Source organism: Paraburkholderia antibiotica (genome assembly GCF_012927125.1).
GTDB classification, from domain to species: Bacteria; Pseudomonadota; Gammaproteobacteria; order Burkholderiales; family Burkholderiaceae; genus Paraburkholderia; species Paraburkholderia antibiotica.
In genome coordinates, this window is the sequence record NZ_JABBFZ010000002.1 from 603,866 (window position 1) to 625,537 (window position 21,672).

Annotated in this window: 18 protein-coding genes; 2 read left to right on the forward strand and 16 right to left on the reverse strand. The window is 67.2% G+C overall.

Annotated features, from left to right (window positions below; all coding sequences use genetic code 11):
- Positions 1–4: 4 nt before the first annotated feature.
- The 5 genes from HHL14_RS06765 to HHL14_RS33515 form a co-directional block, all read right to left on the reverse strand.
- Positions 5–1,786: an aspartate-alanine antiporter family protein gene (locus HHL14_RS06765; protein ID WP_169496782.1), complete on the reverse strand. Its 1,782-nt coding sequence runs from the start codon at positions 1,784–1,786 to the stop codon at positions 5–7.
- A gap of 189 nt (positions 1,787–1,975) precedes the next feature.
- Positions 1,976–2,380 carry an RT0821/Lpp0805 family surface protein gene (locus HHL14_RS06770; protein ID WP_169496783.1) on the reverse strand — a complete coding sequence of 135 codons (405 nt, stop codon included), beginning with the start codon at positions 2,378–2,380 and terminating at the stop codon, positions 1,976–1,978.
- Positions 2,381–2,416: 36 nt separating this feature from the next.
- Positions 2,417–4,150 (reverse strand): SulP family inorganic anion transporter, encoded by a 1,734-nt coding sequence (locus HHL14_RS06775; protein WP_407945267.1) that lies wholly within the window; start codon positions 4,148–4,150, stop codon positions 2,417–2,419.
- Positions 4,151–4,349: 199 nt separating this feature from the next.
- A complete protein-coding gene (locus tag HHL14_RS06780; RefSeq protein ID WP_169496785.1) occupies positions 4,350–5,315 on the reverse strand; it encodes a DUF2950 domain-containing protein in 966 nt (321 codons plus the stop codon).
- Positions 5,316–5,324: 9 nt separating this feature from the next.
- A complete protein-coding gene (locus tag HHL14_RS33515; RefSeq protein WP_268966580.1) occupies positions 5,325–6,632 on the reverse strand; it encodes a DUF3300 domain-containing protein in 1,308 nt (435 codons plus the stop codon).
- Between the two features lie 129 nt (positions 6,633–6,761).
- Between HHL14_RS33515 and HHL14_RS06790 the strand changes: the two genes are divergently transcribed.
- Both HHL14_RS06790 and HHL14_RS06795 read left to right on the forward strand, forming a co-directional pair.
- The gene (locus HHL14_RS06790) at positions 6,762–7,316 is read left to right on the forward strand and encodes a hypothetical protein (protein WP_169496306.1); all 555 of its coding nucleotides are present in this window, start codon (positions 6,762–6,764) and stop codon (positions 7,314–7,316) included.
- Complete coding sequence (locus tag HHL14_RS06795) at positions 7,313–7,786, forward strand: glycine zipper family protein (protein ID WP_169496787.1); 474 nt, start codon at positions 7,313–7,315, stop codon at positions 7,784–7,786. The genes HHL14_RS06790 and HHL14_RS06795 overlap by 4 nt, the downstream gene beginning before the upstream one ends.
- A 76-nt stretch (positions 7,787–7,862) precedes the next feature.
- Here HHL14_RS06795 and HHL14_RS06800 read toward each other — a convergent pair whose 3' ends face one another.
- The 11 genes from HHL14_RS06800 to HHL14_RS06850 form a co-directional block, all read right to left on the reverse strand.
- On the reverse strand, positions 7,863–8,132 hold the full coding sequence (locus tag HHL14_RS06800; protein WP_169496788.1) for a hypothetical protein: 270 nt from the start codon (positions 8,130–8,132) through the stop codon (positions 7,863–7,865).
- A gap of 61 nt (positions 8,133–8,193) precedes the next feature.
- Positions 8,194–9,219: a hypothetical protein gene (locus tag HHL14_RS06805; RefSeq protein WP_169496789.1), complete on the reverse strand. Its 1,026-nt coding sequence runs from the start codon at positions 9,217–9,219 to the stop codon at positions 8,194–8,196.
- Positions 9,220–9,238: 19 nt separating this feature from the next.
- Positions 9,239–9,496, reverse strand: a complete 258-nt coding sequence (locus tag HHL14_RS06810; RefSeq protein ID WP_169496790.1) for an RNA-binding protein — start codon at positions 9,494–9,496, stop codon at positions 9,239–9,241.
- A 103-nt stretch (positions 9,497–9,599) separates the two neighbouring features.
- Entirely contained in the window at positions 9,600–10,787 is a 1,188-nt protein-coding gene (locus HHL14_RS06815; RefSeq protein ID WP_169496791.1) for an acetate/propionate family kinase, read from the reverse strand.
- 4 nt (positions 10,788–10,791) lie between these two features.
- On the reverse strand, positions 10,792–11,835 hold the full coding sequence (locus tag HHL14_RS06820) for a phosphate acetyltransferase (protein ID WP_169496792.1): 1,044 nt from the start codon (positions 11,833–11,835) through the stop codon (positions 10,792–10,794).
- Positions 11,822–12,439, reverse strand: coding sequence for a PqiC family protein (locus HHL14_RS06825; RefSeq protein WP_169496793.1), 618 nt, complete (start codon positions 12,437–12,439; stop codon positions 11,822–11,824). The genes HHL14_RS06820 and HHL14_RS06825 overlap by 14 nt, the downstream gene beginning before the upstream one ends.
- Positions 12,436–13,980, reverse strand: a complete 1,545-nt coding sequence (locus tag HHL14_RS06830) for a PqiB family protein (RefSeq protein ID WP_230412951.1) — start codon at positions 13,978–13,980, stop codon at positions 12,436–12,438. The genes HHL14_RS06825 and HHL14_RS06830 overlap by 4 nt, the downstream gene beginning before the upstream one ends.
- Before the next feature lie 49 nt (positions 13,981–14,029).
- Entirely contained in the window at positions 14,030–15,307 is a 1,278-nt protein-coding gene (locus HHL14_RS06835; RefSeq protein ID WP_169496795.1) for a paraquat-inducible protein A, read from the reverse strand.
- On the reverse strand, positions 15,304–16,884 hold the full coding sequence (locus HHL14_RS06840) for an efflux transporter outer membrane subunit (RefSeq protein WP_169496796.1): 1,581 nt from the start codon (positions 16,882–16,884) through the stop codon (positions 15,304–15,306). The genes HHL14_RS06835 and HHL14_RS06840 overlap by 4 nt, the downstream gene beginning before the upstream one ends.
- A 1-nt stretch (position 16,885) precedes the next feature.
- On the reverse strand, positions 16,886–20,113 hold the full coding sequence (locus HHL14_RS06845; protein ID WP_169496797.1) for an efflux RND transporter permease subunit: 3,228 nt from the start codon (positions 20,111–20,113) through the stop codon (positions 16,886–16,888).
- Positions 20,114–20,126: 13 nt separating this feature from the next.
- Positions 20,127–21,398 (reverse strand): efflux RND transporter periplasmic adaptor subunit, encoded by a 1,272-nt coding sequence (locus HHL14_RS06850; protein WP_169496798.1) that lies wholly within the window; start codon positions 21,396–21,398, stop codon positions 20,127–20,129.
- Positions 21,399–21,672: the final 274 nt, after the last annotated feature.

Consider the following 21,672-nt stretch of genomic DNA (forward strand, 5'->3'; position numbering starts at 1 on the left):
CCGCTCACGCCATCAGCATCACCACGACCATCCCCCAGATCGTCAGCAGCGTATTGCCCACCGCATACGTCACGGTGTAGCCGAGGCCGGGGATCTGGCTTTTCGCGGCATCGCAGATCATGCCGAGCGCGGCGGTCGTCGTTCGCGAACCGGCGCAGACGCCAAGCAGGATGGCCGGATGAAAGTGGAACACGTAGCGCGCGATGAACATGCCGAGGATCAACGGCAGCGACGTCGCGACGATGCCCCACAGGAACAGGCCGACGCCGAGGCTCTGCAAGCCGGCGATAAATCCCGGCCCCGCCGTCAAGCCGATCACCGCGATGAAGACGTTGAGTCCCACCGAGTTCATGAACCAGACCGTCGGCTCCGGAATCCGGCCGAAAGTCGGATGAATGGCCCGCAGCCAGCCGAACACGAGACCGGCGATCAGCGCGCCGCCAGCTGTCGACAGCGTGAGCGGAATCCCTGCAACGTTGATGACGACGGCGCCCACCAGCGCGCCGATCGTGATCGCGAGCATGACGAACGCGACATCCGTCACGTTGGTCGCGCGATCGAGCACGCCGAGTACTTTCGCGGCGGCGCTCGTGTCCTGAGTGCGCCCGACGATCGTGATCGTGTCGCCGCGATGCAGCTTCGTGCTCGGCAGAATCGGAATCTGCGTTTCCGTCGGGCCGCGCTTGATCTTGCGCAGAAAGACGCCGCGCGCGAGCGGCAGGTCGGCGAGTTCCTGCAGGGTTTTGCCATCCACGGTCTTGCTCGTCACGTAGACGTCCACCCCTTCGGCGGGCACGGCCAGCAGTTCGGGGTCGTCCACTTCGATCGCGCGGGCGCGGCGCACCGCGAGCGTGTGATCGCCGCCCTCGTCGAGCGTCGTGCCATTCGCGGCATTCGCAGCACTCGCAGCATTCGCGCCGCCGGCGCCGAGCACCGCGACCAGCTGATCGCGCGGGCCCGCTATCGCGACGACGTCGTCCGCCTGCAGCACCATGTCGAGCGTCGCCTCCTCGATCTTGTCGCCATGGCGGATACGCTCGATAAAGAGCCGCGTGTTCTCCGGCTGCAACGCCTCGACCTGACTCACGGTCTTGCCGCACGCGGGGCTATCCGCCACCACGCGATACGCGCGCAGCTCGTAGCGATGCCACGCCTGACCGCCGCCGCCCAGCTCCGTCGTGCCGCCGAGCGTCGCTTCGTACTCCTTGCAGGCCGCGACGAGATCGATACGCAGCAGTCGCGGCCCGAGCGTCGCGAGAAGCACCGCCGAGCCGACCGTGCCGAATATGTACGTGACCGCGTACGCGGTCGGCATCGCATCGATTAGCGCCTTGGCTTCGTCGGGCGATCTGCCCAGCCGGTTGATCGCATCCGACGCGAGCCCCATCGATGCCGAAATGGTTTGCGAGCCGGCGAACAGGCCGGCCGCCGAACCGATGTCGTAGCCCGCGATCTTCGACACGAGCACCGCCGCGCCCAACGACAGCACCGCCTGCACGGCGGCGAACAGCGCCTGCGGCAAGCCGTCTTTCGCGAGACCGCGCACGAACTGCGGGCCGACGCCGTAGCCCACCGCGAACAGAAAGATCAGAAAGAAGATCGACTTCACGTTCGGCGAGATGGTGATGTGCAACTGGCCGATTGCGATGGCGACCAGCAGCGTCGCCGTCACCGCGCCGAGACTGAACCCTTTATAGCTTTTTCCGCCGATCCAGTAACCGATCGCAAGCGACAGGAAGACCGCGAGTTCCGGGTACTGTCGTAACGTCGTAACGAGCCAGGTCATCGTAGCCCTCGTCTGCGGTTCGCCCGTCGACACGATGTGAGAGCGGGTGAATGGTCAATGAATAGCGGCGGTCGACTTTCGATCACGCACAGCCGATCTGCGCAAGCGGTCTCTCGTTCTGCATACAATGGTTCTTCCACCGGGACAAAACAATACGACCTTGGTCCCACCCCGGCGCGCCGCACGAACCTATTTCCTGAGGAGCTTCCACGGCCCGTTGCCGCTCCTGCAGGCGATCGGCGTCAGACTTTGCGTCTGCCCCTTCGCCAGCGCGACGAGCGTCACGCTGCGGCAGGTTCGCTCGCCGTCCTTCGACGTATCGTGCGGCGTCACCGTGCCCGTGATCGACACCGGGTTGCCCGTGCCCGCATTGCTCCATTCGAGCGCTTCGCCGTCCTGTTTCGTATCGAGCGCTTTTTGCGCGGCGGCATTCAGCGCTTTGCGATCGGCGTCGCGCATGTAGGTAATGGGTGTGTCTTTCAGGAAGTTGAGGTTGGCCGCGTGGCCTGCGTTCGCGCTTATCAGCAGCGCCAGCGCCGCGAGCGCGCGTGCGGCCGGACGAAATCGGAGTCGGAATCGAAATTGGCAGGACATGGCTAGCTCTCCTCGCTACAGGGTGCGCTCCGCGCGCTAGATGGCAGTGCGCGGCACGCCGTGCGCATCGTCCGCGCGCGGGCCGCCCGAGCCGAATGCATCGACGAGATCCGCCACCGACGTGCGTCGATCGATCGGGCCAATGCGCGCTTCGAGTCCTTCGGCACGCAGCATGTCACGCACGTCCGCATGAGCGCCGGCGACTTTCAGCGCGATACCGGAAGCGCGCAGTGCCGCATCCAGCACGTCGAACATGCGCGCGCCCGCCAGATCGACGAGCGGCGCCGCGGACAGATCGCAGATCACGAGGCGAACCGGCGCGGGCGCGGCGCGAATCATCCGCCAGATCGTCTCGCGCACGTGCTCGACGTTGAAATACAGCAGCGCCGCCTCGACCCGCACGGCCAGCACGCCGGCCACGACCTCGTTGTCGGCATGGCGTTCGAGGTCCGAGAAATAGCGCGTGCCGGGAATGCGCCCCAACATCGCGACATGCGGATGCGCGGCGCGCCGGATGATCAACAGCATCGACACGAGTACCGCGACGATCACGCCCTTCAGGATTCCCAACAACAGCACCGCCGCGAACGCCACCATCGAAATCGCGAATTCGAAGCGGCTCACGCGCCAGACATGCCGCAACTCGCCGATGTCGACGAGCCCCTTGACGGCCACCAACACGATCGCCGCGAGCACCACGTTGGGCAGATTGGCAAGCAGCCCCGTGAGGAACAGCAGCGCGATGCCGATCGCCAGCGACGCGAACACGAGCGCCAGCGTGCTTTTCGCGCCCGCCTTGTCGTTCACCGACGATTGCGACAGCCCGCCCGCGACCGGGAGCGCCTGGAACAGCCCGGCGGCGAGATTGGCCGCGCCAAGGCCGAGCAGTTCCTGGCGCGCATCGATCTCGTCGCCATGTGCGCGCGCGAGCGAGCGCGCGGCCGACACGCTTTCGACATACGCGAGCAACAGGCACGCGAACGCGAGCGGCACGATGCCGTCGACGTCGCGCAGGCGCAGCCCCGGCAAATGGAATGCGGGCAAGCCGCGCGGCAGCGCGCCCACCAGCGCGAAGCCCGCGCCGGCCAGCGGCGTGACCGACAACACGACGATCGACACCGCCACCACGCCGAGCGCCACCGGCCGGCCCGGCAGAAATTTTTCGCCGAGCAGCAGCAGCGCGATGCACACGACGCCGAACACGAGCACGCTGACGTTGGTGTGCGAAATCTGCGCGCCCAGCACCGCGATCCGCTCGAAGAAAAACTCGCCGCCGCCCTTCACGCCGAACAGCTTCGGCAGCTGCGTCATTGCAATGGTCAGCGCCGCGCCCGCCTTGAAGCCGAGCAGGATCGTCTCGCTGATGAAGCTGACGAGCGAACTCAGCCGTAACAGCCAGCCGATCACGCACATGCACGCAATCAGCAACGACGTGAGCGCCGCGATCGAGGCCCAGCGCGCCGCATCGCCGTCGGCCATGCCGGCGACGGTCACGCCGACCAGCATCGAGATCGCCGAGGTCGGTCCGATCGCGAGTTGACGCGACGAGCCGAACGGCGCGTACAGCAGGCCGCCGACCAGATAGCCGTAGATTCCGTATTGCGGCGGCAAGCCGGCCAGCGACGCATACGCGAGCGACACCGGAATGCCGTAGGCCGCGAGCGTCACGCCGGCGACCGCGTCGTTCAGCAGCCAGCGCGGCCGATAACCGCGCAGCCACTGCATGGGCGGCAACGCGGCGCGCCAGCCGCGTGCGGGCGACGCGGTCATCGAAAGACCGCTGCCGCTGGATTCGTTGCTCAACGTAGCGCCTCGCGTACGGAAGCCGATCGGAAGAAAACCCGCGTGCGGCGCGGCGCGCCCGAATTCGAGCCGAGGGCCGCGCGTGCCTGCTTCGAAGCGTAGCCTTCCGTCCGCGCGCTTCGCATCGGACCTTGGTCGTAGAGGCGCTGGTGTACCGCACCGCCGCTCAAAGCGCATCCTTGACGCGCTGCCACGAACTGTCCGGATCGAACTCGGTAATCGGCGGCGCATGCGCGCCGCGATCCTTCTGGTAGATCACGCCGTTGTTGTTGACGACGAAGGTCATTACGCCGCTCGTGCCGTAGCGCGCCGGATAGGCGACCATCGCGAATCCGGCGAGCATGTGCCCGTTGATCACGTAGCTGAACGCGCCGCCCGGCGCGTGCCGGCCCTGCCGAGTCAGGATGCGGAAGTGGTAGCCGCGATAAGGATCGCCGGCCACGTGGCCTTTCAGGTATTCCGAACTGGCGGCGACGAGCGGCCCGAACGGACTCGGCTCCGCGTCGCTGTCTTCATCGGTGTGCCAGTAGAGGCCGTCCTGCTTGCCCGGCGTACTGGCGAGTTTTTGTGCGTATTCGAGCAGGCCGTCGTGATTGCGATCGCGCGATGCGTATTCGCGCTGCGCGTCGAGATAGGCACGCAGCACCTTGATCGCTTCGTGCTCGTTCGCGCCGATGCGTCGGTTGATGATCTCGTCTTCGCCCTGCTCGGTCGCGAATCGCCACGTACCGCCTTCCTTCACGAGCGGAATCGGCATCGGCCACGCCTCGTCGCCGACCAGCAGAATGCGCCGGGTCTGACCCGCGTCGTCGAATGCGTGAAAGGCTTCGAGCTCGGCGCTCGCCTTGGCCCAGTTCGCCTCGTTCTCCGCGTGATCGGGCGACGCCACGAGGCTCTTGTGCGTGTCGCCGAAGATGCTGATCAGCGCCGCTTCGTCGCCGGCTTTCAGCGCGTCGGACAGCGCGCTGACCGCTTCCTCCGGCGTCGCGAAGGTTCGTTGTCCGGCGCCGAACGCGGCCAGCGGCAACGCCAACATCGACGCAAAAACCAGCGCACTCAGCCCGCGCGCCGCGGCGACCCTGGCGCGCGACGCGTCGCGCGTGCGCCTGCCGGTGATGTTCCGCTCGATCATGGCCATCCCCTATCGCCGTCCGCCGCCGCGGCCGCCTCCGCCGCGCGCCGAAAAGTTGCCGCCGCCTCCGGCAAACCCGCCTCCTCCGCCGGCAAATCCGCCACCGCCACGGGCCGACGCGCGCGCCGACTGTCCGCGCGACTCGAACGATTGACGGCTCGCCGCGCCGCGCGCGCTGTTGGCCTGCGCGTCGTGCGCGGAGCCGTAGCCGCTGAAGGCCTCGCCGCCGCCGCGCGTTTGCGCGGCGCGCGGATTCACGTCGCGCGTGCCCGGCGAGGCCGCTGCGCGCTGCGCCGGCTGTTGCTGCGCCCGACCTTGCGCGCCCGCGCCGCCGCCGGCACTCCCCAAGCCGCCCCCGCCCGCTCCCGCGCCGGCACCCGCGCCGGCTCCTCCGAAACCGCCACCGCCACCAGCCCCACCACCACGCGACGGCGGATCGCCGACCCGCTGCGTGCGTGCCGAGCGATCCGCGACGCCGCTAACCTGGCCCGGCTTGCGATCCGGCACCCACGCGGACGAGCCACCGCCCTGGCCACGACCGCCACCGCCACCACCACCGCGATTGATATCGCCCGTATTGATGTTGCCGCGCTCGACGCTCCGATCGCCCCGGTTGACGGTCCGGTCGCCGCGCTCGACGTTTCGCTCGTGATTGATATTGATGTTGTTGTTACCGCCGCCTCCGTAATTCGTCTCGTAGTGGCCGCCGTTCCACGCGGCGGTGATCGCCGCGCCCCAGATCAGCCCCGTCGCGAGCGCGGCGCCCGGCGCGTACGGATAGTAGTAAGCCGGATACGGCGTGGGCGCGTACGCATAGGTCACCGGCGCGCTGGCCACGACGACGGTCTGCGGGTTGTACTGCGGCACGTAGATCACCTGCGGATCGGCCGGCTGGATCTTGATCACTTCTTTCTCGACGACCACGACCTGCTTGTCGTCGGATTTCAGATGCCCCGCCGTCTGCGTTTTGCGCCGGAAACGCTGCACCGCTTCGAGCACCGCGCCCTGATCGGCCACGACCGCTTCGCCGAGCGCGGTCGTCCAGTCGAGATCGGTGCTCATTTTCTTGACGATCTCGGGGTAATTGAGCAGCGCCTTCACCGGGTCCTGCCACGCGTCGTTGAGCTTCAGCGATTTGTCGGTCTTGTGCCGATCGAGAAAGCGGTCGGCCTGGACGATTTCCACCGGATAGGTCGAGGCAGGAAGAATGATCGCGATCAGATCGTCCGGATAGAGCGCGATCGGCCCGACGAGGTTGTCGAGCGTCGCCGCCGGCACCGCTGCGTTCGCGGGAGCGGCCGCGGGGGCCTGCGCCAACGAAGGTGCAACGAAAAACGGGAAGAACGGCGCGCCGCAGCACGCGACGAGCGTCGCGCGTAGGGCGACGGCAAGCGCTGCGCGCAGCGGGGTGAAAGGTGTATGCGGAAGATGCGGCAGGCGCTGTGCATGCAGTACACGCCGCACGCACGAGCACCGCCCTCCGGCGGGTGCCGTCGTCGGCGGAAAGAACGGAACGATCCGAACCAGCCGGACCCACCAAACGCCCCGGCCGATCCGTTCACGAGCATGCGTAACGCGGCCCATCGATGCTTCCCCTCGCGCTTCGTCATCGATCCGCGTTGCCATGACTGCGGTACCGGCCCGCCGTCTTCGATCGACCTTATTCGAAGCAATGGAAACGAGACACACCTGTTGCATGCGTACAGTGTGGAAAGCGGTCGCGCGATTGCAAATACGACCTTGGTCCGATTGCGCACGCCCCCGCGCGACGCAATCATGAAAGCGAACCTGCCGTTGCCGCGCCATCGGCGCATCCTCGTTGCGTCGTCGTTGCGTCGTCGTTATCCGCACTTCTCTCGCGCCTTCCCGGCTCCCTCGGCGCGCGGCAACCGGTCCAGCAAGGACGCTATTCGACGGATGCCGGTTCCGCCCTCCCGCCTGCGGAAAAACAGGCAACCGGCGACTCGCACCAGCGTGGACTCACGCAAGGAGCTGTCGTGAATACATCGACGAAGTACTGGATTGTCGCCGCGTTGACGGTGTCGCTATCGTTCGACGGCCTCGCGCAATCGCGGCCGATCGCCTATCCGGCCAAAGGCCAAAGCGCGCAGAAACAGCAGCAGGACGAAGGCGCCTGCTATTCGTGGGCCCGGAGCAATACCGGCGTCGACCCGGCCGCGGTCGCCAACGCGCCGCCTCCGCCGTCCGGGCCCGCGGTGGGCGGCGGCGAGCGCGTGCAGGGCGCCGCGCGCGGCGCGGCCGGCGGCGCGGTGATCGGCGCGATCGCCGGCGATGCGGGCAAGGGCGCGGCGATCGGCGCGGCCACCGGCACGGTGGTCGGCGGCTCGCGCGCGCGGCAGAACCGCCGGGCCGCCGCCGCATCGACGCAAGCACAGTCGCAGGGCGCGATGAGCACCTTCAATCGCGCGTACGCCGCTTGCATGGAAGGCCGCGGTTACACGATCAAGTAACGGCATGGGCGCGCTTGCGTCGCCGCTGCAGCCGCTGCTTACCGCGAGCGGGCCCATCGGCCAACCCGCGAGCGCGTCAGCGGAAATCGTCCACGTCCAGCGCGACGCGCTCGCCGCATCCCCTGCGCACGGCGCGCCGCACCGCGTCGCGGATTCGCGCCCGGCTCACCGCGAACCCGACCCGCCGCTGCCGCGCCGACTGACCGGCGCGACCCAGCGCCTCGTCGGCGACGGTGGGGTCCAGTGAAAACGCGCAATAGCCCCAGCCGAACGCATAGGCGGAAAAACACAGCGCGTCGTGACGGTCGAAAAATGGACGACTGAGTCGAATGAAGGTCGTATCCATCGCATCCTCGTAGGCGGCCAGACTCTCAAGCGTGCCTGTCCCGGGATGCCGAACCATTGCGTCAGATCAACAGGCGCTGCGCCTGGGCGACGACATCGGGCGCGGGCGTCAGATCGCCGCACCGCACGCGCACCGTCGAAAAAACCCGCATCGCATCGGGACTGGCCGGCAGCCGCGCGATGCGCAGATCGATTTCATGCGCGGGCCGCGTGTCGCCCGGCTCGACCACGACGTTCATCCGGTCGAGCCGGAAGGTGCTTTTCAGCACGTAGAAATAGGCATCCGGCGACGTCAGCACGGCGCACATCACATCGAGATGCCGCTCCAGCGCCTCGGTCTTCAGACCCAGCTCGGCGAGCGCGCGATCGTTCTCCTCGATCTGCGCCTGCAGCCGCGCCACTTCCGCGAAATTCGACGACGCCTCGCTGCCGAGCAGCGCGCGCACTCCTGCCCCTTGTCGCTCGAGAATCGTCAGGCGCGTTTTCAGCAGCGCGCGTTCGCGCTCCAGCGCATCGTGCCGCCGCGTCTCGGCCTCGATCTTGCCGAGCCCTTCGAGCACCAGCTGATCGACGATCCGCAGCACGATTTCGTGCCGCAGCGCGGCCTCCGACTCGCCGCACACGCGCACCTGGTGATCGCTGAAGCTGACGGTCGTCTGCGCGATGTCGGTATGGGTCGCATCGCCGTGTTGCGCGACGCCGAAAATATGCCGCTCGTCGATGGCCATGCCCAGCACCGCGAAAACCTCGTCCGCGTCGGGACGGTCGTGAAAGAACGCGCGCAATTCCCGCGAGTGGCTGAAGACGGCGGCCACTTCATCGGGCGTGGCGAAAAAGGCGTGGATATACGGGTCGCCCGCCCAGGTCGCCGCGCTCGCCTCGCGCGCGGGCGGCACTTCGGCGACGAGCCGTCCCAGATACGCGGTGGCCTGTTGCACGGCCGGAAGCAGGCGCGCCTCGCAATTGCGCGCGAGCCGCAGCGACGGACAGAGCCCGACGACCCGCCCGACGATGTCCTTCGCCGCCTCGCTCGCGCTGTCTTCCGGCGCGGCGTTACGCCGTGTCAGCCATCGAGACAACAGGCCCATGCCCGGCTCCCGTCGATCGTCACGATTCGTCGCGCTCCGGCAGCAGCAGCGCGGTGATCGTGCGGTCCTTCCAGTACAGGTTGTGGATGCGCGATTGCAGCACGCGCAGGCCTTCCGCGCTGACGTGCTCGAACACGAGCAGCGCGGCCGGCCGCGACCCCGCGCCGGGAATGCGCTGAATCGAATTGAAGCGCGGAAAACCGTAGCGGGTCAGAAACTCGCCGATCTCTTCGTCGGAGACGCTTTCCTCGACGTTTCCAAGCAGCAGTTCAGCCATGATGATTGCTCCTCGACCGTTGCGTGGCGTTGCGTTGCCTTGCATTGCGTTGTGCTGCACGACACCACGATATTCAGTCCGCCTTCGATGTACAAGCGCTCCTTCACGCCATCCGCGCGCCGGCGAGCGCGCGCGTATGTTGGGCGATCGTCAGTTCCTCGTTGGTGGGCACGACCCACACCGGCAGTTTCGCCGACGCGCGGCTGATCAGCGGACCGCCCGCGCGGTTGGCGGTCTCGTCGAGTTCCGCGCCCAGCCACGCCGCATCGCGCACGATGCGCTCGCGGATCGCCACCGCGTGTTCGCCGATGCCGGCCGTCAGCACCAGCGCGTCGATCCCGCCCATCGCCGCGGCGAGACTGCCGAGTTCGCGCGCGATCCGGTACGTGTAGACGTCGATCGCGAAACGCGCGCGCGGCTCACGGCTGTCGAGCAGCACGCGCATGTCGGCCGAGATGCCGGACAGGCCGAGCAGCCCTGAGTTGTTGTAGATCAGCTCGGCGACCGCCTCCGTGTCCATCTGCAATTCGTCGAGCAGATACAGAATCACGCCGGGATCGAGGCTGCCGCAACGCGTGCCCATCGGCAGGCCTTCGACCGCCGTGAAACCCATCGTGCTCGCCACGCTCTTGCCGGCGATCATCGCGCACATGCTCGCGCCGTTGCCCAGATGCGCGACGACGGTGCGCCCCGCCGCCGCGGCCGGCGCGATCTGCGGCAGCACGCTCGCGATGTATTCGTACGAGAGCCCATGAAAGCCGTAGCGCCGCACGCCGCGCTCGGTAATCGACGCGGGCAGCGCAAAGGCCTGCGCGGTCTCGCTCTGCGTGAGATGGAAGGTGGTGTCGAAGCACGCGACCTGCGGCAGATCGGGGCGCATGCGCGCGACGATCCGGATCGGCTCGAGGTTATGCCGCTGATGCAGCGGCGCGAGCGGCGTCAGCCGTTCCAGTTCGTCGAGCACCTCGGGCGTCGCGAGGACTGGCCCGCTGAAACGCTGGCCGCCGTGCACGACGCGATGGCCGAGCGCCACCACCCGAAGGCCGCCGCCGTGGTTGCGCAGAAAGCCCGCCAGGTACTCGATCGCGCCCTGATGACCGAGCCGGTAGCCGTCGCCCCAGTCGCACGAGCCGGCGTCGCCGTCGCGGTCGACCGCGCGAAATCGCGGGTGGGTATAGAGCGCTTCGATCTGGCCGCGCAGGATGAGGTCGAGTTGCGCGCTTTGCGCGTCGAAGACGCGGAACTTCAGGCTCGACGAACCCGCGTTCAGCACAAGGATCGCATCGGTCATGGCGTCACCCGACGACCTTGGCGGCTTCGCGCCGCGCCTGCGCCACCATGGCGGCGACCGCGCACGACGCGAGCCGCGTCGTCAGCGAATCCGCGCGGCTCGTCAGCACGATCGGCACGCGCGCGCCGAGCACGATCCCCGCCGCGTCCGCGCCGGCCAGAAACGACAGGCTCTTCGCGAGCATGTTGCCCGCTTCGAGATCCGGCACCAGCAGGATATTGGCGCGGCCGGCGACGCGCGATTCGATCCGCTTGATGCGCGACGCTTCGAGGTTGATCGCATTGTCGAGCGCGAGCGGGCCGTCGACCAGCGCGCCGACGATCTGCCCACGGTCCACCATCTTGCACAGCGCCGCCGCTTCGACCGTCGACGGGATCTTCGGGTTGACGGTTTCGGTCGCGGACAGGATCGCCACGCGCACTTCGTCCATCCGCAGCGCGTGGCCGAGATCGATCGCGTTCTGCAGGATGTCGACCTTGTCTTCGAGCGTCGGCGCGATGTTGATCGCGGCATCGGTGATGATCAGCGCATGGTCGTACGCCGGCACGTCCATCACGAAGCAATGGCTGATGCGGCGCGCGGTGCGCAGGCCCGCATCGCGGCGGATCACCTCGGCCATCAGTTCGTCGGTGTGCAGGCTGCCTTTCATCAGCGCTTCCGCCTTGCCTTCGCGCACCAGTTGCACGGCCGCCGCGGCCGCCGCATGGCTATGCGGCGCATCGACGATCGCGCAGTCCGAGATATCGATGCCGTGCTCGGCCGCGATCGCCTCGATGCGCGCGCGCGGCCCGACCAGCACCGGCTCGATCAGGCCCATGTCCGCCGCCTGGATCGCGCCCGCGAGCGAACTCTGGTCGCACGGATGCGCGACGGCGGTCGGCAGTGCCGGCAACGTCCGGCAGTAATCGATCAGACGCTGATACTTCTGATGCCTTTCCATCGACGGGTTCCTCGTGGGGTGCCTGCGCTGCGCGGCAGGTTGGGCGTGGCGACTATGGTGCCACGGCTGCGTCGCGTCGACGACGTCGCATCCTTCACTGCGTCGCATTCGCCTGCACCGCCGCCGCGATCGCGCGGCTCACCGTGCCGAGCGCGCGATCGTGCGCGGCGACGAGCGGCCCGAATCCCGGCCCGGACACGCTCTCCCGCGCGATCGACCGGCCGGTCAGCGCGCGGCCCTTGCCGGGCGGGCGCACGGCCCACAGCACGTCGACGGTGACGTCGCGCCCCGGCACGGAATCGAAGCGCATCACGTCGATCCGCACGTGCCACACGACAGCCGGGTCGCGCACCGCATCGAACACCGAGATCTGCTCCGAGTTCAGCAGCGCGCCGAGGTCGGCGGCAATCACGCGGCCGATGTCGCCGGTCAACGGCTGCGCCCAGCGGTCGAATTCGTTGACCACGACTTCGTTGCCGCTCACTCGCGTGACGATCTGCGGCCGGTCCACCAGCTCCGGAATCGTCACGGGACCGACCACCGCCGCGATCGGACGAGTGGCCGCCGCCGCATTTGCAACCGCGCCAGTCGCACTCACCCCCGCGAGCGACTCGTCCGGACTGAGCGTATAGAAGTTGGTCGCCGGCGATTTGCACGCGCCGAGCAACGCGCCGACGCACACGAGCAACGGCCACGCCAGCGCGTACCTCATGGCTTGTCCTCCGACTTGCCGCGCACCAGCGCTTCTGGATGCCGCGCCAGATAGTCGGCCAGCGTGCGCAATGCGGCAGCCGTGCGGGTCATTTCATGCATCGCGTCCTCCGTCGATTGCTGCAGCGACGAGTCCGGTTGCAACGCGGCATTGGCGGAATCGAGCGCGGTTTGCGCGGACTGCAGCGTGTCGTGCGCTTTCGGCACGACCTCGCTGTTCAGTTGCGCGAGCATCGCATTGGTGGTGCGCAGCGTCGAGCGCGCGTCCTTGCCGATGTCGTCGAACGGGATGTTGTTGACCTTGGTAAGCAGACGCGTCACCGAGTCCTGCAGCGATTGCAGCGCGCGCGGCACCGCCGGTACTTCGGGCGGCGTCTTGCTCCAGTCGATCGACGCCTTCGCCGCGTCGGGGAAATAATCGAGCGCCAGATACTGCTGGCCGGTCAGCAGATTGCCGCTCCGCAACTGGAAGCGGAAACCGTGTTCGACGAGGTAGTTCGCGAGACCGTGCGGGTCGTCGCTGATGCGCCCGCCCGCGCCGTCGTTCTGATAGCGCGACGTGAAGCGCTCCGGATAGACGTTGATCTCGACGGGAATGCTGAAGCGGCGCGTGACCGGATCGAAGCGCGTGTAGATCGCCGTCACTTCGCCGACCACGACGCCACGAAAATCGACCGGCGCGCCGACCGTCAGTCCGCGCACCGAGTCCGTGACATTCACCACGTATTTATCGACGATACGATCGTGCATCTTCATCGCATCGGCGCGTGTGGTGTACAGCTGGAACGGCGTGTTGTTGTCGGCGCCCGTGTCGATCTGCGAATCGGGCGGCGATTCGAACGCAATGCCGCCGATGATGATCGACACGAGCGACTGCGATTCGACGCGCAAGCCATTGCTGTCGAACGCCATGTCGACGCCGCTCGCGTGCCAGAAGCGCGTGTCGGTTCTCACGAAGCGGTCGTACGGCGCATTGACGAACACCTTCACCGTGACGCCGCGACCGTCGGCGTCCAACTGGTACGACGCGACCTGGCCCACCTGCAGCCGGCGGAAAAACACCGGCGTGCCGACGTCGAGCGAGCCGAGCCCGCTGCCGTGCAGCGTGTACTCGTGCCCCGGCACGTCGCTCGCGATCACGGGCGGCTCTTCGAGCCCGACGAAACTGCGGCGCGCCTTCGCCGAGCTGCCGACGTCGACGTCGATATAGGAGCCCGACAGCAATGTGGAGAGTCCCGACACCGTGCCGCCCGAAATGCGCGGACGCACCACCCAGAAGCGCGTGTTGTCGACGAGCAGGTCCGACACGTCGCGCGTCACTTCCGCCTTCGCCACCACGCGTTTGTGATCCGGCGACAGCGACACCGCCTCGACCACGCCGATGTCGACATCCTTGAACTTGAGCCTGGTTTTGCCCGCTTCGAGGCCTTCGCCGGTCTTGAAGCTGATGCTGATTTCCTCGCCGCGCTCCATGATCGCCTTCACCGCGAGCCAGCCGCCGATCAGAATCGCGACGATCGGCACCAGCCACACCAGTTGCATGCGCCAGCGCGAACGCGGCACCGGTTCGGCGGCGGGCAGCTCGGGTTCGTCATTCGGCGTGGCCACGGCCGCTCTCCAGCGCATCCCACATCAGACGCGGATCGAACGCCATCGCGGCGAGCAGCGTCAGCACGACGACCGCGCCGAACGCGATCGCAGCCGGGCCGGCCTTGATGGTCGCGAGCGCCTGAAACTGCACGAGCGCGACCAGCATCGTGATCACGTAGATGTCGAGCATCGACCAGCGCCCGATCAGCTCGATCACGCGATAGATCCGCGTGCGCTGCCCGGGCAGCCAGCGCGAGCGCAACTGCGTCGAGCCGGCCAGATACGCGAGGCCGACAATCTTCAGCATCGGCACGACGATGCTCGCGATGAACACCAGCACCGCGAGCGGCCACGAACCGGAGACCCACAGATAGACCACGCCGCTCATGATCGTGTCTTTCTGCGTGCCGAACAGCGAACTCGTGTCCATCACCGGCAGCACGTTAGCCGGCACGTAGAGCACCATCGCCGCGAGCAGATACGCCCACGTCCGCGACAGGCTCGCGGGCTTGCGGCGATGCAGCGGCGCCTTGCAGCGCGGGCAGACCGGCTTGCCGCCGCTGGCCGGCCGGAGCAGCAGACCGCATTCCTCGCACAGCACGAGCCCGTAGGCGGACGCGGTGAGCGCGTGACGGCGCCAGCGGATCGGCGGCAAGCGGAACACGCGCGCGCCATGCGCCGCCGTGATGCGCGCCCACACCTCGTGCGGATCGAAGGTCGCCGCGGCGGCCGCCAGCAGCAACATCAGCGCGATGAACGACCACAGCGCGGTGCCCGGCACCACCTTCGCGATATGCGCGAGCTTGACCAGCGCGACCAGCAGCCCGAGGATCAGCACCTCGGTCATGCCCCACGGCCGCGCCAGCTGGAACAGCCGGAAGCCTTCCGCGGCGCGCCACGGCAGGCGCCCGAAGTGCAGCGGCAGCAGCAGCCAGAGCATCGCGAGGGTCTGCAGCACGGGCGTGACGATCGTCGTGAGACCGACCAGCAAGGCGAGCGGCCACGAGCCGTGCGAATACAGCATGCTCACGGAACCGGCGAGCGTCGTCTGCACGACGTGACCGTTCAGCGACAGACCGACGATCGGAAACAGGTTCGAGATCACCAGCAGCACCACCGACGCACACGTGAACGCGAGCGCGTACTCGGGCCCGTTCGAGCGGCCGCGCCGCAATTCCGCGCGGCAGCGCCGGCAGCGCAGCGCATGGCCGGCCGCGGGCGGCGCGCCGAGCTGCAGCAGATCGCACTCCTCGCACGCGATGATCTCCTCGCTCATCATCTCGCCTCCAGCGCGATCGGCGCGCCGCTTGTCGCGGGCGCGTGCTGTGAAACGGGGGCCTCCGGCGATGAGGATGACGGTGACGGCGACGTGGGCGACGTGGGCGACGTGGGCGATGCGGGCGCCGTCGACGACGCCGGCGCGGCCGCCGCCGGCGGCACCGTCAGCTTTTCCGCCTCCTGCACCCAGCCGCCGCCCATCGCCTTGTAGAGCGTGACGAACGAGGTCAGCACCGCACCCTGGGTTTGCGTATAGCTGAGTTGCGCATTGAACAGGCTGCGCTCCGCATCGAGCACTTCGATGTAGCTCGTGTAGCCGCCCTCGTAACGCTGCCGCGCGAGATACGCGTAGGTGTGCAGCGCCTCGATCTGGAGGTTCTGCGCATCGAGCGCCTCACGCGTCTTCTGCACCGACACGAGCGAGTCCTCGACTTCCTGGAACGCCACCTGAATCGCCTTCTCGTACGCGAACAGCGCCTGCTGCTGGCGCGCTTCGGCCTGATGCACCTGGCCCGCGATGCTGCCCGCCGTGAAGATCGGCTGCGTGACGCTGCCGGCAAACGACCACACCCGCGCGGGCCCGGTGAACAGATTCGAGAACTGCGCGCTGACCGAGCCGAACAGTCCCGTCAGCGAAATCGACGGAAAGTACAGCGCGCGCGCCGCGCCGATCAGCGCGTTCTGCGCGACCAGCGTCTGCTCGGCCTCCAGCAGATCGGGACGGCGTTCGAGCAGATCGGACGGCAAGCCCGCGGGAATCCGCGGCATGCCCATCTGCGCGAGTTCGCGGCCGCGCAGAATCGCGCCGGGATTCGTGCCGATCAACACCGACAACGCGTCTTCCTGCTGCGCGATCTGCGCTTCGAGCTGCGGAATCGTCACCTGCGCGGCCTGGTACTCGGACTGGCTTTGCGCGAGTTCCATCTGCGAGACTTCGCCGCCGTGGAAGCGCGCCTCGAATACCCGCACCGATTCCGCGCGGCTTTGCACGGTCTCCTTCGCGATCTCCAGTTGCCGGTCCAGGCTGCGCAGATTGATGTAGGCCGACGCGACCGCGCCGACCAGCGTCAGAATCATCGCGCGGCGACCCTCTTCGCTTGCCAGCAGATTCGCGCGCGCCGCTTCGGTTTCGCGGCGCACCTTGCCGAACAGATCGAGTTCCCACGCAACCGACAGCGTCGCGTCGAACTGGTTGTAGATCGGAGCAACGCCTTTGGGCAGCGGCACGCCCTCGGACTGCGAGATGCGTTGGCGCGACGCGTCGGCGCCCGCTGCGACCTGCGGGAACAACCCGGAACGGGTGGTCACGAACTGCCCGCGATACTCGTCGACGCGCGCGGCCGCGATCTTGACGTCGCGGTTTTCCTGCAGCGCGGTGGCGATCAACTGATCGAGCACCGGGTCCTGAAACTGCCCCCACCACGCGGTGTTGGCGATATCGGCGGCCTCGCCCTGGGCGAAACGATAGGTCGCCGGCACGTCGACCGCCGGCCTCACGTAGTTCGGGCCGAGCAGGCAGCCGCTGAGGCCGAGCAGCAGCGCGGCCCCGAGCATCCGTGCCGGCAGCGTCGCGCGCATCTCAATCGCCCTCTTGCGGCGCGGACGGCGCCTCGCTCGACGCCCCCGGACCCGGCACCACCGTGGGCCCCGCGCCGCCCGTGCCCGAAACATCCGGCGTGGACGGTTTGCCGCCCTTCGAGCGCGACGACATCAGTTCAAGCAGGTAGTAGAACATCGGGATGAAAAACACCGCGATCGCGGTTGCGCCAAGCATCCCGCCGATCACGCCAGTGCCGATCGAATGACGGCTGTTGGCCGACGCGCCCGTCGCAATCGCGAGCGGCACGCAGCCGAGAATGAACGCGAGCGAGGTCATCACGATCGGCCGCAGCCGTTCTTCGGCGGCGGTCATCGTCGCGTCGAACACGGACGCGCCGGTCTCGCGATTGAGCACCGCGAACTCGAAGATCAGGATCGCGTTCTTCGCGGCGAGCGCGACCAGCATCGTCAGCCCGATCTGGAAGTAGACGTCGTTGGAGAGGCCGCGCAGCATGATCGCGAGCAGCGCGCCGAACAGCGCGAACGGCACCGCCATCAGCACGCCGAACGGCAGCGTCCACTTCTCGTACTGCGCGGCGAGGATCAGGAACACCATAACGAGGCCGAACACGAAGACGAGCCCCGAGGTGCCGCCCGACTGCCGCTCCTCGTACGCTTCGCCGCTCCACGCGACGTCGTAGCCTTCCGGCATCTGCGTAGCGATCTGCTCGAGCGCGGCGATCACCTGGCCGGAGCTGAATCCCGGCGCGGCGTTCGCGGTGACCTTGATGGCCGGGAAGTTGTTGAAGCGGGTCACGAGGTCCGGGCCCGTCACATAGCGATAGCTCGCCACCGACTTGATCGGCACCATCGTGCCGGTACGGCTGCGCACGAAGATCTGATCGAGGTCGGTCGGCTTCAGGCGATACGATGGTTCGGCCTGCAAGATGACCTGCCACAGCCGGCTCGAACGGTTGAACTGGGATACGTACAGCGAGCCGAACATCGTCTGCATCGCGCTATAAACATCTTCGACCGGCACGCCGAGCGTCTCCGACTTGTCGCGGTCTACGTCGACCAGCAGTTGCCGCGACGACGCATTGAAGGTCATCGTGACGCCGGTCAGCTCCTTGCTAGCCCGTGCTTTCTGCACGAACTGATCGGCCACGCCCGCGAGCTGCGCGATGCTCGCGTCGCCCTTGCTCTGAATCCACACCTCGGTGCCGCCCGTCGTGCCGAGCCCCGGAATGGACGGTGGGTTGACCGGCAGCACCATGCCTTGCGGCACGTTCGCGAAATGACGGTACGCGTCGAGCAGCACGGCGCGCGCGTTCTGCGTTCTGATGTTGGCGCGCGTGTAGCGCTCGTCGAAGCTCTTCAGACCGACGAAGAACGCGCTCGCATTGTTCTTGTTCTGGTTGTCGAGCAGGCTGTAGCCGTCGACCGTGGTGATGCTGCCGACCGCTTCCTGCTGCTTGAAGTAATCGGTGACGAGTTGCGACACCTCGCCGGTGCGGTCGAGACTCGCGGCGTCCGGCATGATGACCGCGCCAAGCAGATAGCCCTGGTCCTCGGGCGGCAGGAACGCGGATGGAATCGAGCGCACCATCAGCACCGCCAGCACGATCATCGCGACGAAGAACACCAGCGCGATGACGCAGCGCTTGATGATGAGCCTGACGGCGCGCGTATAGCCCCCCGTCATACGGGCGAACTGGTTGTCGAACCAGCGGAAAAAGCCCTTCTTTTCGTGGTGCGTGCTCTTCAGCAGCAACGCGGCGAGCGCCGGCGACAGCGTCAATGCGACCACCCCGGATAGCACCACCGAAATCGCAATCGTGATCGCGAACTGCTTGTACATCTGCCCGGTGATGCCGCCGAGAAACGCGACCGGCACGAACACCGCGCACAGCACCAGCACGATCGCCACGACCGGCCCGGCGACTTCGTCCATCGCGCGCTTCGCGGCCTCGTTCGGCGACAGCTTATGCACCGTCATGTTGCGCTCGACGTTCTCGATCACGACGATCGCGTCGTCGACGACGATGCCGATCGCGAGCACCATGCCGAACAGCGTCAGCATGTTGATCGAGAAACCGAGCAGCAGCATGAACATGCAGGTGCCGACGATCGACACCGGCACCGCGACGATCGGAATCAGCGTCGCGCGCAGACTCTGCAGGAACACGAACACGACGATCACGACGAGCACGAGCGCCTCGAAAAACGTGTGGATCACGTCCGAGATCGACGCCCGCGTGAACTCGGTCGTATCCATCGCGATCTCATAGGTCATGCCCTCCGGGAACGACTTCTTCAGCTCGGCAAGCGTCGCGCGCACGTGCTTCGACACGTCGAGCGCATTCGCGCCCGGCTGCTGATAGACGGCGATCACCGTGGCCGGTTTGCCCTGGAAGCGGCTGCGAATCGAGTAGTCTTTCTGGCCGAGCTGCGCGCGGCCGATGTCCTTGAGCCGCACGATCGCCGCGCCGCCGCTGGCGGCGCGCACGATGATGTTGTCGAACTGCGACGGCTCGGCGAGGCGTCCGGTGGTCGTGACCGCGAACGACTGCTGCACCTCGCTGCCCGTCGGCGACTGGCCGATGCTGCCGACCGCGAACTGCTGGTTCTGGTTCGCGACGACCTTCTGCACGTCGGCGGCCGTCACGCCCAGTTGCGCCATCCGGTCGGGCTTGAGCCAGATACGCATCGCGTAGTCGGGGTTGCCGAAAATGCTCGACTGGTTCGCGCCCGGAATCCGCTTGATCGCGTCGAGCACGTAGATGTTCGCGAAGTTCGCGATATAGACCGGGTCGTAGCGCTCGGACGGCGAATAGATCGCGATCACCATCATGAACGCCGACGACTTCTTCTGCACCTGAATGCCTTGCGACTGCACCGATTGCGGCAGTTGCGGCAACGCGAGATTGACGCGGTTCTGCACGTCGACCTGGGCCAGCTCGGGATTGGTGCCGATCTCGAAGAACACGTTGAGCGTCAGACTGCCGGTCGACGAACTCGACGAGTTCATGTAGATCATGTTGTCCGCGCCGTTGACCTGCTGCTCGATCGGCGCGGCGACGTTGTTCGCGACAACCTCGGCGTTGGCGCCCGGATAGGTCGCCGACACCGTGATCTGCGGCGGCGTGATGTCAGGGTACTGCGCGACCGGCAGCGAGAACATCGCCAGCGCGCCGCCGAGCGTAATCACGATCGAGATGACCGACGCGAAAATCGGGCGATCGATGCAGTAGCGCGAGATGTTCATGGCGGCCGCCCCGTCACTCGGCGCTGGTGCCACCGGAGCCGTGCGCCGCCGGCCCCGGAGTCTCGGTGGCGGGCGGCGCGGCGGCGCTGTCCGAGGCCGCCGTCGCCACCGCCGTCGAACTCCTGCTCGCCGGCAGCTCCTTGACGATCTTCAGCGGCGCATCCGACGTGACGCGCAACGCGCCGTCCACGACGATGCGCTCGCCCGCCTTCAGTCCATCCGAGATGAACCACTGATCGCCCTGCCAGTCGCCCACCTCGACGACTTGCTGATGTGCCTTCGAATCCGCGCCGACCACCCACACGAAGTGGCTCTTCGCGCCCTGCAGGACCGCGCGCTGCGGCACCAGCGTCGCGTTGGGCCGCAGCGCGCCGGAGATGCGCGCGCGCACGAACTGCCCGGGGCGCAAGGTGCCGTGTGGATTGTCGAAGACCGCGCGCACGAGGAAGGTGCCGGTTTCGGTATTGAAGGCCGGATTCGCAAAGTCGATGTGACCTTCTTCGGCGAACAGCGAGCCATCGGCGAGAACCAGATGGACGACAAAATCGTTGTGCGAAGGAAATTTCAACCGGCCCGCCGCGATCTCGTCGCGGTACTTCAGCATCTCGTTCTCGGAGATGCTGAAGTTCACCCACATCGGATCAAGTTGATACACGTAGGTCAGCAAGCCGTTGGAAGTCGCCGTCACGTAGCTGCCGTCCTGCTGGCGCGCGAAGCTCGACAGACCGTTCAGCGGCGACTTGATGGTCGTGTAGCCGAGGTTCAGCAACGCGGTGTCGACCTCGCCCTGCGCGGAGATCACCGCGGCTGCGCTCTGCTTCTCGTTGCCGACCGCGTCGTCGAGATCCTTCTTGCTCAGCGCGTTCTGCGCGGCCAGCGGCTGCACGCGCGCGAGATTGGCCTTGGCGACTTCGAGCCGTGCCTGCTGCTGCGCCAACTCTCCTTTGGCGGTCTGCAACGCGGCCTCGAACGGCTTGCGGTCCATCTGGAACATCGTTTGCCCGGTCTTCACCAGTTGGCCCTCGGTGTAGGTGCGCTTGTCGAGAAAGCCGTCCACCCGCGAGCGGATTTCGACTTCCCGCGAGCTTTGCGTTTGCGCGGTGAATTCGAAATCGACTGGCGTGTCCTGCTGCGTGACCGTGGTTACCGTCACTTCCGCCGCTGTCGCAGCGGGCGGCGGCGCGGCTTTTTTGCAGGCGACCAGCGGCGATAGCGCCGCTACCGCGAGCAGCAGCGCGCAGGCGGTCGGCCGTAGCGGGACGGAACGCACAGGGACGGTGTTCATCGCTCACTCCGTCGCTCGGGAAGCCATGCGGTGACCGAACGCAGCGCGACGGTGCTGAGAAGAATCGCGAGAAACACCGAACTTGAGTTCATCACGTGAGCCCTCGCTTGTTCGTTGAATGCTCGCGCACAGCGTCTTGCGCGCGCACGCACGCATGCGCCGCGAACGCGAGGGCCGCGCGTTCGGGACAACGCAGGCCGCGCTCCATTCGACGCGTCGATTGAGTTCAGTCTGGCGGCTCGGAGCAACGGCGACAATCGGACCTTGGTCTCAT